Raw genomic sequence first — 15,983 nt, forward strand, 5'->3', positions numbered from 1 at the left:
CACGCCTTTTCTCCTCAATATTCCTCCCGCCCCTGGCCTGCCTCCAGTAAAATAACCCCACAAATCATACTGATAAATTTTGATTTGGATAATAAAAATTCACGGGAAGAATATTATGAAACACGTTTATAGCAAGGCAGCGCTGTTAGCGCTGAGCATGATCTCGGCTTCAGCATGCGCATCACACTGGAGCTACAAAGGAGAAAGTTCACCGGAGCACTGGGGTGAACTGGATGAAGCGTACAAGACCTGTAACAGTGGAATGAACCAGTCTCCCATTGATATTGATTCAACCGCTAACGCCCATCTCTCCCCGCTGCAAACGCACTACGTTGACGGCCCTGTGACGCTGACAAACAATGGCCATACTATTCAGGCAAGCGAGCAGGCCGACACTCGCGACACTATCACGCTGGATAAGCAAACCTGGACATTACAGCAGTTCCACTTCCACGCGCCGAGCGAAAACACCGTACACGGCAAGCATTACGCGATGGAAATGCACCTTGTGCATAAAAATGCGAAGGGGGAACTGGCGGTGGTCGCGGTCATGTTCGACAAAGGGGCAGAGAACCGTGAACTTGATAAACTGTGGGACGTTATGCCTCAGCAGGCTGAGCTGAACGTCTCCATCAAGCAGGAGCTCAACCTGAATAAGCTGCTGCCGGAAGATAAAACGTACTGGCGCTTTAGCGGCTCGCTGACAACGCCACCGTGTTCAGAAGGCGTCACCTGGATCGTGCTTAAGCATCCTCTGACGGTCTCCGCCGGGCAGCTCGAGAAATTCACCCACACAATGCATCACGATAATAACCGGCCGGTACAGTCCCTCCATGGTCGTGTTATCCTCGAATAACGTCTATTTTTTGCCCTGAGATCATGTTCTAAAATGCGACGCAGATCGCAAAGAAGTGGGGAAATCTGCTGTTAAAAACAGCAGATTATCCCGCTCATCTGTCGCATTTATTCAGAAATGATGAGAAGTTACGGGAAATTGTAAGCGCACATAAAATAGCCATCAGCGCATAACCCAATGATTTCAATAATGAATAATTTTAAACGAAAAGATTGCGCGGCGATTCCTTGATCTACAACAGTGGATTGTTCAAAGTTTGGCCTTTCATCTCGTGCAAAAAATGCGTAATATACGCCGCCTTGCAGTCACAGTATGGTCATTTCTTAACTCATGCGCATCGGACACCACCAGCTTAGAAATCGCCTGATCGCAGCCCCAATGGCAGGTATTACCGACCGGCCGTTCAGGACGCTGTGCTATGAGATGGGAGCCGGTTTAACCGTATCCGAGATGATGTCGTCTAACCCGCAGGTTTGGGAAAGCGATAAATCCCGCCTTCGGATGGTGCACATTGATGAACCAGGTATTCGCACCGTGCAAATTGCCGGAAGCGTGCCTGAAGAGATGGCAGATGCCGCGCGTATTAACGTGGAAAGTGGTGCCCAGATTATTGATATCAATATGGGTTGCCCGGCCAAAAAGGTGAATCGCAAGCTTGCAGGTTCAGCCCTTCTGCAATACCCCGACCAGGTGAAAGCTATCCTGACGGCGGTTGTCAGCGCAGTGGACGTTCCTGTTACGTTGAAGATTCGCACGGGTTGGTCGCCGGAACACCGTAACTGTGTAGAGATTGCCCAACTGGCCGAAGATTGTGGTATTCAGGCCCTGACCATCCACGGACGCACTCGCGCCTGTTTGTTCAATGGTGAAGCTGAATACGACAGCATTCGGGCAGTTAAGCAGAAGGTTTCCATTCCGATTATCGCGAATGGCGACATAACTGACCCGCGTAAAGCCAGGGCTGTACTCGACTATACGGGAGCTGATGCTCTGATGATAGGACGTGCAGCTCAGGGAAGACCCTGGATCTTCCGGGAAATCCAGCATTATCTGGACACTGGGGAGCTGCTTGCCCCACTGCCTCTGGCAGAGGTAAAGCGCTTGCTTTGTTCGCATGTTCGGGAACTGCATGACCACTACGGTCAGGCAAAAGGGTACCGAATTGCGCGTAAACACGTCTCCTGGTATCTCCAGGAGCACGCTCCAGATGACCAGTTTCGGCGCACATTCAACGCCATTGAGGATGCCAGCGAACAGCTGGAGGCGTTGGAGGCATACTTCGAAAATCTTGCGTAATGAAATAAAGAGCTGACAGAACTATGTTCGAACAACGCGTAAATTCTGACGTACTGACCGTTTCTACCGTTAACTCTCAGGATCAGGTAACTCAAAAGCCCCTGCGTGACTCGGTTAAACAGGCACTGAAGAACTATTTTGCTCAACTGAATGGTCAGGATGTTAATGACCTGTATGAGCTGGTACTGGCTGAAGTTGAACAGCCACTGTTGGACATGGTGATGCAATACACCCGCGGTAACCAGACCCGCGCTGCGCTGATGATGGGTATCAACCGTGGTACTCTGCGTAAGAAACTGAAAAAATATGGCATGAACTGATACTAATCTGTTAAATGCTTGTTTAAAAAGGCGCTACCTGGCATGGGGATGCGCCTTTTTTATTGTCTTATTCTTTCACCGTCAACGCTTTGTAAACCTTTGCTTATCCCGCTTTTAAACCGCTTCTTTTCGTGTATATTTCCACCACTTCAGTGGCTCTCTTCTCGCGGAATGACACAATGATTCGTAAATACTGGTGGCTGGTCGTCTTTGCAATCTCCGTTTTTCTATTCGATGCCCTCCTGATGCAGTGGATTGAACTGATGAGCACCGAAACCGACAAGTGCCGCAATATGAACTCCGTCAATCCGCTGAAATTAGTGAACTGTTCAGAACTCGATTAACACCCTGCCGTCACCAATCTCCCCGTATTACCCACTAAAAACGGGGATTTAAATCCCTTTGAGCCGTTACCTGACGGTGATAATGTCTCGCCCTTCTCAACCTCTCCTGCGTAACGTCATACTCGAGTAGAACCGACCATGCTGGTTAGCCAATACAACCCTATCCTTGTAGCCCTCTCCTTTGCTGTTGCCATCCTTGCTGCTTACACCGCGCTGAATATGGCTGCACGCGTCGCCGGGAGTCAGGGCGTCGCAGCGCGCGTCTGGCTGGCGGGAGGCGGTGTTGCGATGGGCATTGGCGTATGGGCCATGCACTTTATCGGCATGCTGGCGATGGATCTCTCCATGAGCATGAGCTACAACGCGACCCTGACGATTTTATCTATGGTCATCGCCGTGGGGTCGTCACTGTTTGCGCTATGGCTCGTCAGCTGTGAACAGCTGCGCATGCGCCGCCTGCTCCCCGGCGCTCTGGTAATGGGAATCGGTATTGTTGCCATGCATTACACCGGTATGGCGGCGCTGGAGGTGAGACCGGGGATCGTTTGGGATACGCTGTGGGTGGCCATTTCGGTCGTGATTGCGCTTGCCGCTTCGCTTGCAGCATTGTGGCTGACCTTCCGCCTGCGTCACGAAGCCGCTCAGGTGGTGCTGATGCGCCTGGGTGCCGCCATCACGATGGGAATTGCTATCGCCGGTATGCACTACGCCGGGATGAAGGCCGCGCAGTTTCCAATGTCCACCATGGTTCACCATCAGGGTATTAACGGCAGCTGGCTGGCCGTGCTGGTCAGCGTCGTCGCGCTCTCTATTCTTGGGATCACCCTGCTGGTGTCGATGCTGGATGCCCGCCTGCAGGCACGAACCGCCCTTCTGGCCTCGTCGCTGGCAGAAGCGAACCGGGAACTTGCGCAGCTGGCGCTGCACGATACGCTGACGCGTCTGCCCAACCGTATCCTGCTGGAGGACCGGCTCGATCAGGCCATCAGCAAAGCTGACCGTGAAGGTACCCATTTCGCCCTGATGTTCATGGATCTCGACGGTTTTAAAGCCATCAATGACGCCTACGGCCATGATGTCGGTGACAGGCTGCTGGTCGCCGTTACGCAGCGTCTGCTGCATCTCCTGAAGGGCCAGTTTACCCTTGCACGCATTGGCGGCGATGAGTTTGTTCTGCTGGCTGAGGGAGAAGGTCCGGACGATGCGGCCTCGCTGGCAAATTCGCTGGTGCGGGCGATCGATAGCCCGTTCACTCTCGACCCCTACGAACTGGTGGTAACGCTTAGCATTGGTATCGCCCTGTACCCTCACGACGGCAAAACCGAACGTGAGCTGATGTTTAACGCCGACGCGGCGATGTATCACACCAAGCATATGGGCCGAAACGGCTATCACTTTTTCCAGCCCTCCATGAACACTCTGGCGCAGACCCATCTTCAGTTAATGAACGATCTGTGGATGGCCGTCGATCGTAATGAACTGCGCCTGCTTTATCAGCCAAAGTTTCACGCGCCCGCGGGCCCTCTCCTCGGGTTTGAAGCGCTGCTGCGCTGGCAGCATCCGAAGCAGGGTTTACTGACGCCGGATCTTTTCCTGCCGCTGGCGGAAAAAACCGGGCTTATCATCCCTATTGGTAACTGGGTGCTCAATGAAGCCTGTCGCCAGCTGAGAGAATGGCATCTGCAGGGGCATCGAAACTGGTCAATGGCAGTAAACCTGTCGACGCTGCAGTTCGAACAGCCCTCGCTGGTTAAAACAGTGCTCGACTGCCTGGAGCGTCATCACGTCCCGCCGGAAATGTTGATCCTGGAAGTCACGGAAACTACGGCGATGAGCAACCCCGATGAGAGCGTGCGGGTGCTGACAGAGCTGACGGATGCTGGGGTGAAAGCCTCGATTGATGATTTTGGGACCGGATATTCGAGCCTGCTGTATCTCAAGCGTTTACCGGCCTGTGAACTGAAGATAGACAGAGCGTTTGTGAAAGAGTTAAGCGGTGAAAGCGAAGATGCCACCATTGTCTCTGCGATTGTGGCCCTCGCGAAAACGCTCAACCTGAAAGTCGTGGCCGAAGGTGTGGAAACCGAAGCGCAGCAAGTCTTTTTGACGGAGCTGGGCTGTAATACCTTACAGGGTTATCTGTTAGGTAAACCCGCCAGCGTGCAGACCATCGAGGCGCTTTGTGCACGGGGTGAAATGTTGCCAGGCGCTGAGCCGTAATCATTATGAGGCGACACGCGCAAGAGAGGGAGTGTCGCCAGAATACTGTCGACCAGGGCTGGCGCCTGCTGATAAAGATTAAAACTGTCGGTATTCATTAACCAGTTTTTAATGATGCCGCTAAAAAAACCGTGGAATACGATCATGGTCAGCTCAACGTTCACCTGCGACGAAATGATGTTTCGAGAAATACATTTCTCCAGCGTAACGCGCAAAGAATCATAATTGAACCCAATACGTTTCCGAATTTCATCCTCTGAAATCATATCGCTAGTAAATTCACATTTATGATACAAAATTTGTAATAGCGCACATTGACGGGGTTCGCGTGCGATATACTGAAGCGCAGTAATGAATTGCTCACGAAGTATTAACAACGGATCATCATTTTCGGAGAGAGAAAGCCTGTCGCGAATGATGTCACGTAGCGGTAATTGCTGTTCCCAAATGGCATTAAATATCTCTGCTTTACTGGTAAAGTGCCAGTAGATAGCACCACGCGTAACCTTTGCGGCATCGGCGATATCCGTCAGCGTCGTGCTGGCTACGCCTCGCGTCGCAAACTGCCCGATAGCCGCCTCAATCAACTGCTGTCGGGTTTGTTGAGCCTCTTCTTTCTTTTTACGCGCCATTGACAGCTACTCTTTACTCGCAGGGTATATACATAACATCAGGTTCGGATGGCTGGAAGTATTCACTAAAAGCCGTTTTAATTTTGCACAAAAAAAGTCAATTTACTTAATCTATAAACAATCTAAATACATGCTCGGAATTAAATTCACGAAATGGATAAATTTACCGGTTAAGCTCTATTAGCCTGATTTAGCGGGCAGAAGTATAGCCGTATTTTCTACGGGACTGATTCTGATTTTCCTCTCAGGCCTCGTCATTCGCACTTATAAATTAAAAAACATTAAATACCCTCATTATTATACGCAGCTACATTTTATTTTTTCCCTCTGCCCCACTACCGATCTACGGCAAACATCGGTTAATGGGTATTTAAAGGAACAGTCATGACGAATCATTTCAGACGTTTACCCTTAGCCGGTTTCATTGTCTGCGCTGTACTGCTCACTGGATGCGATGGCCAGGAAAATCAACAACAACATGCACAGGCGCCTCAGGTCAGCGTCCATATCGTGAAAAGTGCGCCGCTGGCCGTCACAACTGAACTCCCGGGCAGAACAGATGCGTTCCGCGTTGCGGAGGTTCGTCCACAGGTTAGCGGTATCATTCTGCGTCGCAACTTCACGGAAGGTAGCGATGTAAAAGCTGGGGACTCACTTTATCAAATTGATCCTGCGACCTATCAGGCGGCTTACGACAGCGCGAAAGGCGAGCTGGCAAAGGCGCAGGCGGCGGCCAATATTGCACACCTGACGGTGAAACGTTATCTCCCACTGGTGGGAACACAGTATGTCAGTAAACAAGAGTATGACCAGGCCGTGGCTACGGCCCAGCAGGCAGATGCCAGCGTTGTCGCCGCAAAAGCGGGCGTTGAAAGCGCACGTATCAACCTTGCGTATACCAAAGTAACGTCCCCTGTCGATGGCCGCATCGGCAAATCCAGCGTGACGGAAGGGGCGCTCGTGACGAACGGGCAGGCCGCAGCGCTGGCGACGGTCCAGCAGCTTGATCCGATTTATGTCGATGTGACCCAGTCGAGCAATGAATTTATGCGCCTGAAGCAGACGAGCCTGCAAAAAGGCGACACGGCCAGCAGCGTTGAGCTGCTGATGGAGAATGGTCAGCCCTATCCGCTGAAAGGCACCCTTCAGTTCTCCGACGTTACGGTGGATGAAAGCATCGGCTCAATCACGCTGCGCGCCATTTTCCCGAACCCTCAACACCTGCTGTTACCGGGGATGTTCGTTCGCGCCCGCATTGATGAAGGCACACAGCCAGATGCCATTCTGGTTCCGCAGCAGGGCGTGACCCGAACGCCGCGAGGCGACGCAACCGTGCTGGTGGTTAATGATAAAAACCAGGTTGAATCACGTACCGTCGTTGCGCCTCAGGCCATTGGCGACCGCTGGCTGGTGACGGAAGGGCTGAAAAACGGTGACCGCGTGATTGTCAGCGGATTACAAAAAGTCAGACCAGGGGCTACCGTCGTCGCCACGCCAGATACCATCACGACTCCCGCCAGTTAAGGAACGACGACATGGCTAATTTCTTTATTCAAAGGCCGGTTTTCGCCTGGGTACTTGCCATCATTTTGATGATTGCAGGCGGGCTGGCCATTCTCAAACTGCCCGTCGCCCAGTATCCGACGATTGCTCCGCCAGCCGTGGCGATTTCTGCGACCTACCCCGGCGCTGATGCCCAGACGGTGCAGGATACCGTGACCCAGGTTATCGAACAGAACATGAACGGTATCGACAACCTGATGTACATGTCTTCCACCAGCGATTCAGCAGGTAATGTCACCATCACACTGACCTTCGAGTCAGGAACGGATCCGGACATCGCCCAGGTGCAGGTGCAGAACAAACTGCAGCTCGCCATGCCGCTGCTGCCGCAAGAGGTACAGCAGCAAGGGATTGGCGTTGAGAAATCCAGCAGCAGCTTCCTGCTGGTCGCCGGTTTTGTTTCGGACAACAAAAACCTCACTCAGGATGATATCTCCGACTATGTCGCCTCGAACGTCAAAGATGCTATCAGCCGAACGACGGGTGTCGGCGACGTTCAGCTGTTTGGCGCCCAGTATGCGATGCGCATCTGGCTCGACAGCAACGCGATGAATAAATACCAGCTGACGCCGCTGGATATTATCAACCAGCTGAAAACGCAGAACGACCAGATAGCGGCAGGTCAGTTGGGCGGTACGCCATCGGTTCCTGGACAGCAGTTGAATGCCTCCATCATCGCGCAAACTCGCCTGAAATCACCGGAAGAGTTTGGCCGCGTGACGCTCAAGGTGAACCAGGACGGCTCGATGGTTCACCTGAAGGATGTCGCTCGCATTGAGCTCGGCGGCGAAAACTACAATATGGTGACCAAAATCAACGGGCAGGCAGCCACCGGCCTGGGGATTAAGCTGGCAACCGGGGCAAACGCGCTGGATACCGCGGCAGCCATCAAGAGCAAACTGGCGCAACTGCAACAGTTCTTCCCGCAGGGGTTGAAGGTCGTCTATCCCTATGACACCACGCCTTTTGTGAAAATTTCTATTCATGAAGTGGTGAAGACCCTGTTTGAAGCGATCGTTCTGGTCTTCCTGGTCATGTATCTGTTCCTGCAAAACCTGCGCGCGACGCTCATTCCGACTATCGCGGTGCCGGTGGTTCTGCTGGGTACCTTCGCGGTTCTTGCGGCGTTCGGTTTCTCCATCAACACCCTGACGATGTTCGGGATGGTACTGGCGATAGGGCTACTCGTTGATGACGCCATCGTGGTGGTCGAGAACGTTGAGCGCGTGATGGTAGAGGACAAGCTGCCGCCGAAAGAGGCCACGCAGAAGTCGATGGAGCAGATCCAGGGCGCGCTGGTGGGGATCGCGATGGTTCTCTCGGCGGTCTTTGTCCCGATGGCTTTTTTTGGTGGCTCGACGGGCGCCATCTATCGCCAGTTCTCGCTGACTATCGTTTCAGCCATGGCGCTCTCCGTGCTGGTTGCGCTGATCCTGACGCCCGCACTCTGCGCAACGCTGCTTAAGCCCGTCTCTGGAGATCATCATGAGAAGAAAGGGGGGTTCTTTGGCTGGTTCAATGCGCTCTTTGATAAGAGCGTGGAGCACTACAGCAACAGCGTAAGCAGTATTTTGCGTAAGACCGGCCGCTATCTGGTGGTGTACGTCATTATTGTCGGTGGGATGGCGGTGCTGTTCCTGCGCTTACCTACCTCCTTCCTGCCTGAAGAGGATCAGGGGGTATTTATGACGATGGTTCAACTCCCGGCGGGTGCGACCCAGACGCGTACTCAGCAGGTTCTCGACCAGGTTCAGGACTATTATCTGACCCAAGAGAAAGCGAACGTTGAATCCGTCTTTACCGTTAACGGCTTTAGCTTTAGCGGTCAGGGCCAGAACTCCGGTATCGCCTTCGTCAGCCTGAAGCCCTGGGAAGAACGTTCTGGGGAGAAAAATAGCGTTGAGGCCATCGTGGGCCGAGCGACAAAAGCGTTCAGCCAGATTAAAGACGGCCTTGTATTTCCGTTTAACCTGCCTGCCATTATCGAACTGGGAACCGCAACGGGCTTCGACTTTGAACTTATCGATCAGGCAAACCTGGGGCATACCCAGCTGACGCAGGCGCGTAATCAGCTGCTCGGCATGGTGAAAGAGCACCCTGACCTGCTGGTTCGCGTGCGTCCTAACGGCCTGGAGGATACACCGCAGTTCAAACTGGATGTCGATCAGGAGAAAGCGCAGGCGCTGGGGATTAGCATTTCTGACGTCAACCAGACGATATCGACGGCGTTGGGTGGTACCTATGTGAATGACTTTATCGATCATGGCCGCGTGAAAAAAGTTTACGTCCAGGCGGATGCGATATTCCGAATGTTGCCGGGGGACATCAACAATCTCTACGTGCGCAGCGCGAATGGGGAAATGGTGCCGTTCTCCTCCTTTAGCAGCGCTCACTGGGTTTACGGTTCTCCTCGTCTGGAACGCTATAACGGCATGCCGTCCATGGAGATCCTCGGTGAGTCAGCCCCAGGGAAAAGTACCGGTGAGGCCATGGTGATGATGGAAAGCCTGGCGGCAAAACTGCCTTCCGGCATCGGCTATGACTGGACGGGAATGTCTTATCAGGAACGCCTTTCCGGTAACCAGGCGCCTGCACTGTACGCCATTTCACTGATCGTGGTGTTCCTGTGCCTGGCTGCACTGTATGAAAGCTGGTCCATACCCTTCTCTGTCATGCTGGTTGTGCCGTTAGGCGTCATCGGGGCTCTTTTCGCAGCGTCGCTGCGCGGGTTAAACAATGACGTCTATTTCCAGGTCGGCCTGCTGACAACGATTGGGTTATCGGCGAAAAACGCCATCCTGATCGTCGAATTTGCTAAGGACCTGATGGATAAAGAAGGTAAAGGTATCATTGAGGCCACGCTGGAAGCCTCAAGAATGCGCCTTCGCCCGATCCTGATGACCTCCCTGGCCTTCATTCTTGGCGTCATGCCGCTGGTAATTAGCACCGGAGCCGGGAGCGGCGCGCAAAACGCCGTCGGTACGGGTGTGATGGGAGGCATGCTTTCCGCAACGCTTCTGGCTATTTTCTTTGTGCCCGTTTTCTTTGTGGTTGTCCGGAGACGGTTTACCAACCATAAGGATTAACGTATCCCTGAAGGCACCGTTTGGTGCCTTTTTTATTTTAATATAAACAATGGATTAGTCATTATTGAATCGCATATTAAAAATTCATGAGTTTGCATTAAGTAAAAGCGCCCTCTTGCGACTCCATAATCTCTCCATAAATTCATCCAGAAAACGCTTTTTCTCCATGATTTTTACAAACTACATAATTTGAGATTATTCCACGTGTAACGGGAACTTACCCTGGTGGTAAAATAATCTCCAGTTCGTTAATAGCTCTCCTGGCTATGTAGCGAATAAGAAATAATATTGAGGTAACATCATGAAAAGATTCATTTCCGTTGCACTTCTCGCTGCGCTGCTTGCTGGTTGCGCGCACGACTCTCCTTGTGTACCGGTTTACGATGATCAGGGCCGACTGGTTCATACCAATACCTGTATGAAAGGCACCACCCAGGACAACTGGGAAACAGCGGGTGCCATCGCCGGCGGCGCTGCCGCAGTAGCGGGTTTAACGTTAGGTATTGTTGCCCTGACGAAGTAACATCTGTTCAGAAAGCGCGGCTCCGGCCGCGCTTTTGCTTTCAATGAGTGCACCATTTTCTAATAAATAAAAAAGTTCCGCATTTATTCTTATATTTCATTTCAACCAACCGCTAACAACACCTTTTTCTTATCTCTGATGATTTTCATACATTAATACTATTGAATACTCTGCCAATATTCACCTAAGAAACTATCTCTTCTTTTTATTTCATCCCGGTAAAAACTTTTGCTCCAATTTGTGGCACAGGTTGTAATTTCGCACTGTTTCGGGGCGCTCATTTTATTTAAGCCTGTCTACACTCTGCATTAAGCGTTCAGTTTTCTCTTATCTCGCTGAACTCAAAACTGGCATTACGTTTGCTTTATAAACGTTGGCCAATGCCACAGACAGGTTAAGCGCTTAAAAACGCTTCTATAACAATAAATTTCGCCACACAGGATCCATTATGAAAAAGACGATGATAGCCAGCCTGACCGTTGCAGGCATGTTGTTTGCCATAGCCGGTCAAGCCCATGCGGGAACGACGCTGGATGCCGTTAAAAAGAAAGGTTTTGTTCAATGCGGTATCAGCGACGGTCTGCCTGGCTTCTCTTATGCCGATGCGAACGGCAAATTTACCGGTATTGATGTGGATGTCTGCCGTGGCGTCGCAGCAGCGGTTTTTGGTGATGACAGCAAAGTAAAATACACCCCGCTGACGGCGAAAGAGCGCTTTACGGCGCTGCAGTCCGGCGAGGTTGACATGCTCTCGCGTAACACCACCTGGACCTCCTCCCGCGATGCAGGTATGGGGATGTCATTTACGGGCGTGACCTATTATGACGGCATCGGCTTTCTGACCCACAATAAAGCGGGCCTGAAAAGCGCCAAAGAACTGGATGGCGCCACCGTGTGTATCCAGGCGGGTACCGATACCGAGCTGAACGTCGCGGATTATTTCAAAGCAAATAAGATGAAATATACCCCTGTGACTTTCGACCGCTCGGATGAATCAGCCAAAGCGCTGGAATCCGGTCGCTGCGACACCCTGGCCTCTGACCAGTCACAGCTGTATGCCTTACGCATTAAGCTGAGCAATCCGGCGGAATGGATTGTCCTGCCTGAAGTGATCTCCAAAGAACCTCTCGGACCGGTTGTGCGTCGTGGCGATGAAGACTGGTTCTCTATCGTTCGCTGGACGCTGTTTGCCATGCTGAATGCAGAAGAGATGGGCATCAACTCGAAAAACGTTGATGAGAAAGCGGCGAATCCTTCCACCCCGGATATGGCGCACCTGCTCGGTAAAGAAGGTGATTTCGGCAAGGATCTGAAGCTGGATAACAAGTGGGCTTACAACATCATCAAACAGGTGGGTAACTACGCTGAGATCTTCGAGCGTAACGTGGGATCGGAAAGCCCGCTGAAGATCAAACGCGGCCAGAACAATCTCTGGAATAACGGCGGTATTCAATACGCGCCACCAGTACGTTAAGTCATAGCTGTAACGGGCACTGCTCGGGCAGTGCCCACTCCAGAGTCATGGTTACTGAGGTTTCTTTATGTCCCATCGCCGCTCAGCCGTAAAAGGATCGCTATCCTTTTCTCATCCCGCGGTCCGCGCCTGGCTATTCCAGATTATTGCTATTGTTGCGGTTGTTCTTATCGCCGTGTATCTCATCCATAACACCATCACTAACCTGAATAATCGCGGTATCACCTCCGGTTTTGCGTTTCTGGATCGCAGCGCGGGCTTTGGGATTGTTCAGCACCTTATCGACTATCAGGAGGGTGACACGTACGGACGCGTGTTTGTGGTCGGTTTACTGAATACGCTGTTGGTATCGGCACTTTGTATTGTCTTCGCGTCCATCCTGGGCTTCTTTATTGGGCTGGCGCGTCTTTCTGAAAACTGGCTGCTGCGAAAGCTTTCCACCATCTATATTGAGACGTTTCGCAACATCCCACCGCTGCTGCAGATCTTCTTCTGGTATTTCGCGGTGCTGCGTAATCTTCCCGGTCCCCGCCAGGCCGTCGATGCGTTTGAGCTGTTTTTCCTGAGTAATCGTGGGTTATACATTCCCTCTCCGCAGGTGGCCGAAGGGATTTACGCCTTTATCGTCGCCATTATTGTTGCGCTCGCGATTTCCGTCGGCCTGTTCCGCTATAACCGTAAGCATCAGATTAAAACCGGACAGCTTCGTAAAACATGGCCAGTTGCCGCTGCGCTGATTGTTGGCTTACCGTTAGTTGCTCACTGGCTTTTTGGTGCAGCCTTGCACTGGGATATTCCTCACCTACGCGGGTTCAACTTCCAGGGTGGTATGGTGTTAATTCCTGAACTGGCAGCACTCACGCTGGCGCTTTCAATTTATACCTCCGCGTTTATTGCGGAAATCATCCGCTCCGGGATCCAGGCCGTGCCTTACGGGCAGCACGAGGCGGCACGTTCACTCGGTTTGCCGAATACCGTGACGCTTCGCCAGGTTATTATTCCGCAGGCTTTACGGGTGATCATTCCGCCCCTGACCAGCCAGTATCTCAACATTGTCAAAAACTCATCGCTGGCAGCTGCCATTGGTTATCCGGATATGGTGTCTCTCTTCGCCGGAACCGTGCTTAACCAGACCGGACAGGCCATAGAAACCATTGCCATCACCATGTCCGTCTATCTAATCATCAGTCTGGCTATTTCGTTGCTGATGAACCTTTATAACCGTCGTATAGCACTGGTCGAGCGCTAAGGATCTATGATGACAAAAGCGATACTGTCGCACTCCTCGCGCCCTGCCAGCTCGACGGGTGGACGTTTTATTCTCTGGGCACGCAAGAATCTCTTCTCCAGCTGGAGTAATAGCCTGCTGACGATTGTCTGCCTGTGGCTAATGTGGGAATTGATTCCTCCCCTGCTGAACTGGGCGGTTATACAGGCCAACTGGGTCGGTTCAACCCGAGCTGATTGCACAAAAGCCGGCGCTTGCTGGGTATTTATTCATGAGCGCTTCGGTCAGTTCATGTATGGGTTGTATCCCCACGAACAGCGTTGGCGGATTAATCTGGCGCTGGTTATCGGCCTGCTCTCTGTTGCAGTCATGTTCTGGAAAAAGCTGCCTCACCGTGGACGCTATATTGCCGTCTGGGCGGTGGTTTATCCGATTATTGTCTGGGTGCTGCTGTATGGCGGTTTTCTGGGGCTGGAACGCGTTGAAACACGCCAGTGGGGTGGCCTGACGCTGACGTTGATTATCGCTTCAGTAGGGATCGCCGGCGCGCTACCGTTGGGTATTTTACTCGCCCTGGGTCGCCGTTCAAAAATGCCGGTCGTACGCGTGCTCTCCGTTATCTTTATTGAGTTCTGGCGCGGCGTACCGCTTATCACCGTACTGTTTATGTCGTCGGTCATGCTGCCACTGTTTATGGCGGAAGGTACAACGATCGACAAGCTGATCCGTGCCCTGGTCGGGGTGATTCTCTTCCAGTCCGCCTATGTCGCTGAAGTTGTACGTGGTGGCCTGCAGGCATTGCCTAAAGGCCAGTACGAAGCGGCGGAATCGCTGGCGCTCGGTTACTGGAAAACGCAGGGGCTGGTGATCCTTCCGCAAGCACTCAAGCTGGTTATCCCTGGGCTGGTCAATACAATCATTGCTCTCTTTAAAGATACCAGCCTGGTGATCATCATCGGATTGTTCGATCTCTTTAGCAGCGTGCAGCAGGCAACCGTTGACCCTGTCTGGCTGGGTATGTCCACCGAGGGATATGTCTTTGCCGCTCTGATCTACTGGATCTTTTGTTTTAGCATGTCGCGCTATAGCCAGCATCTGGAAAAGCGCTTTAACACCGGGCGTACACCGCACTGAGGAAATTATGAGCCAAATGACTATGACAACCGCCAACGCGATGATTACGCTGGAAAACGTCAATAAATGGTATGGACAGTTTCATGTCCTGAAGGACATCAATCTTAAGGTAAAGCAGGGCGAACGCATCGTCCTTTGCGGCCCTTCCGGTTCAGGTAAATCCACAACCATTCGCTGTATTAACCATCTTGAAGAGCATCAACAAGGGCGCATTGTGGTTGATGGTATTGAACTGAATGAAGATATCCGCAATATCGAACGCGTGCGGCAGGAAGTGGGAATGGTATTTCAGCACTTTAATCTGTTTCCACACCTGACCGTTCTGCAGAACTGTACGCTTGCGCCGATTTGGGTGCGAAAGATGCCGAAACAGGAGGCGGAGGCGCTGGCGATGCACTACCTTGAACGCGTACGCATCGCGGAGCATGCCAATAAGTTTCCTGGTCAGATCTCGGGCGGGCAACAGCAGCGCGTGGCTATCGCCCGTTCGCTGTGCATGAAACCCAAAATCATGCTGTTTGACGAACCAACATCTGCGCTGGATCCGGAAATGGTGAAGGAGGTGCTGGATACCATGATTGGGCTGGCCCAATCCGGCATGACGATGCTGTGCGTAACGCATGAGATGGGTTTTGCCAGAACGGTAGCTGACAGGGTGATCTTTATGGACCGCGGCGAGATTGTTGAGCAGGCACCGCCGGATGAGTTCTTTGCGCATCCGAAGTCAGAACGTACGCGAGCATTTTTATCGCAGGTAATTCATTAGTCGTTTGCTCTGCCGGGTGGCGGCTTCGCCTTACCCGGCCTACGATTTGTGCAGCGCAGAAACGCAAAAAGGCCATCCTTTCGGATGGCCTCTTCACTTATTTGATGCCTGGCAGTTCCCTACTCTCACATGGGGAGACCCCACACTACCATCGGCGCTACGGCGTTTCACTTCTGAGTTCGGCATGGGGTCAGGTGGGACCACCGCGCTAAAGCCGCCAGACAAATTCTTTTACTTCTTGCCGAACTTTAACCTAAGTATAAAGTGGTGCTGATACCCAGAGTCGAACTGGGGACCTCACCCTTACCAAGGGTGCGCTCTACCAACTGAGCCATATCAGCACGCTAAATTTGATGCCTGGCAGTTCCCTACTCTCACATGGGGAGACCCCACACTACCATCGGCGCTACGGCGTTTCACTTCTGAGTTCGGCATGGGGTCAGGTGGGACCACCGCGCTAAAGCCGCCAGGCAAATTCTGTTTAATCTGTATCAGGCTGAAAATCGTCTCTCTCACCGCCAAAACAGCTTCGGCGTTGTAA

At 52.3% G+C, this 15,983-nt stretch carries 13 protein-coding genes, 1 tRNA gene and 2 rRNA genes; 12 read left to right on the plus strand and 4 right to left on the minus strand.

Features of this window, described 5'->3' with window-relative positions; translation table 11 throughout:
• Positions 1–115: 115 nt before the first annotated feature.
• From INF77_RS12015 to INF77_RS12035, 5 genes are all read left to right on the plus strand, one after another.
• Positions 116–856, plus strand: a complete 741-nt coding sequence (locus tag INF77_RS12015) for a carbonic anhydrase (protein WP_041907814.1) — start codon at positions 116–118, stop codon at positions 854–856.
• A 330-nt stretch (positions 857–1,186) separates the two neighbouring features.
• Complete coding sequence (gene dusB, locus INF77_RS12020; RefSeq protein WP_193532843.1) at positions 1,187–2,152, plus strand: tRNA dihydrouridine synthase DusB; 966 nt, start codon at positions 1,187–1,189, stop codon at positions 2,150–2,152.
• A 23-nt stretch (positions 2,153–2,175) separates the two neighbouring features.
• Positions 2,176–2,472 (plus strand): DNA-binding transcriptional regulator Fis, encoded by a 297-nt coding sequence (fis, locus tag INF77_RS12025; protein ID WP_000462905.1) that lies wholly within the window; start codon positions 2,176–2,178, stop codon positions 2,470–2,472.
• Positions 2,473–2,651: 179 nt separating this feature from the next.
• The gene (locus tag INF77_RS12030; protein WP_014885446.1) at positions 2,652–2,816 is read left to right on the plus strand and encodes a DUF2556 family protein; all 165 of its coding nucleotides are present in this window, start codon (positions 2,652–2,654) and stop codon (positions 2,814–2,816) included.
• Positions 2,817–2,954: 138 nt separating this feature from the next.
• Positions 2,955–5,036, plus strand: a complete 2,082-nt coding sequence (locus tag INF77_RS12035; protein ID WP_193543072.1) for a bifunctional diguanylate cyclase/phosphodiesterase — start codon at positions 2,955–2,957, stop codon at positions 5,034–5,036.
• Here INF77_RS12035 and envR read toward each other — a convergent pair.
• Positions 4,952–5,668, minus strand: a complete 717-nt coding sequence (gene envR / locus INF77_RS12040; RefSeq protein WP_063155260.1) for an acrEF/envCD operon transcriptional regulator — start codon at positions 5,666–5,668, stop codon at positions 4,952–4,954. The genes INF77_RS12035 and envR overlap by 85 nt on opposite strands.
• 384 nt (positions 5,669–6,052) lie before the next feature.
• Here envR and INF77_RS12045 point away from each other — a divergent pair, with 384 nt between their 5' ends.
• The 7 genes from INF77_RS12045 to INF77_RS12075 all read left to right on the plus strand — a co-directional run bounded on the left by INF77_RS12045 (position 6,053) and on the right by INF77_RS12075 (position 15,442).
• Positions 6,053–7,192, plus strand: a complete 1,140-nt coding sequence (locus INF77_RS12045) for an efflux RND transporter periplasmic adaptor subunit (protein ID WP_193532991.1) — start codon at positions 6,053–6,055, stop codon at positions 7,190–7,192.
• Between the two features lie 11 nt (positions 7,193–7,203).
• Entirely contained in the window at positions 7,204–10,317 is a 3,114-nt protein-coding gene (locus INF77_RS12050; protein ID WP_193543073.1) for an efflux RND transporter permease subunit, read from the plus strand.
• A 301-nt stretch (positions 10,318–10,618) separates the two neighbouring features.
• Positions 10,619–10,840: a lipoprotein gene (locus INF77_RS12055; RefSeq protein ID WP_008502867.1), complete on the plus strand. Its 222-nt coding sequence runs from the start codon at positions 10,619–10,621 to the stop codon at positions 10,838–10,840.
• A 448-nt stretch (positions 10,841–11,288) separates the two neighbouring features.
• Positions 11,289–12,314, plus strand: a complete 1,026-nt coding sequence (locus tag INF77_RS12060; RefSeq protein ID WP_047367025.1) for an amino acid ABC transporter substrate-binding protein — start codon at positions 11,289–11,291, stop codon at positions 12,312–12,314.
• 67 nt (positions 12,315–12,381) lie between these two features.
• Entirely contained in the window at positions 12,382–13,563 is a 1,182-nt protein-coding gene (locus INF77_RS12065) for an amino acid ABC transporter permease (protein ID WP_048959000.1), read from the plus strand.
• 9 nt (positions 13,564–13,572) lie between these two features.
• The gene (locus INF77_RS12070) at positions 13,573–14,676 is read left to right on the plus strand and encodes an amino acid ABC transporter permease (RefSeq protein ID WP_047367023.1); all 1,104 of its coding nucleotides are present in this window, start codon (positions 13,573–13,575) and stop codon (positions 14,674–14,676) included.
• A gap of 7 nt (positions 14,677–14,683) precedes the next feature.
• Entirely contained in the window at positions 14,684–15,442 is a 759-nt protein-coding gene (locus INF77_RS12075; protein WP_041907797.1) for an amino acid ABC transporter ATP-binding protein, read from the plus strand.
• Positions 15,443–15,548: 106 nt separating this feature from the next.
• Here the strand turns inward: INF77_RS12075 and rrf (INF77_RS12080) are convergent.
• From rrf (INF77_RS12080) to rrf (INF77_RS12090), 3 genes are all read right to left on the minus strand, one after another.
• Positions 15,549–15,664: ribosomal RNA gene (gene rrf, locus INF77_RS12080) — 5S ribosomal RNA — on the minus strand.
• 43 nt (positions 15,665–15,707) lie between these two features.
• A tRNA-Thr gene (locus INF77_RS12085) sits at positions 15,708–15,783 on the minus strand.
• A 14-nt stretch (positions 15,784–15,797) separates the two neighbouring features.
• Positions 15,798–15,913, minus strand: a 5S ribosomal RNA gene (rrf, locus tag INF77_RS12090).
• Positions 15,914–15,983 lie beyond the last annotated feature (70 nt).

The sequence above is a fragment of the Enterobacter cloacae complex sp. P1B genome (genome assembly GCF_014982345.1).
Lineage (GTDB): Bacteria > Pseudomonadota > Gammaproteobacteria > Enterobacterales > Enterobacteriaceae > Enterobacter > Enterobacter bugandensis.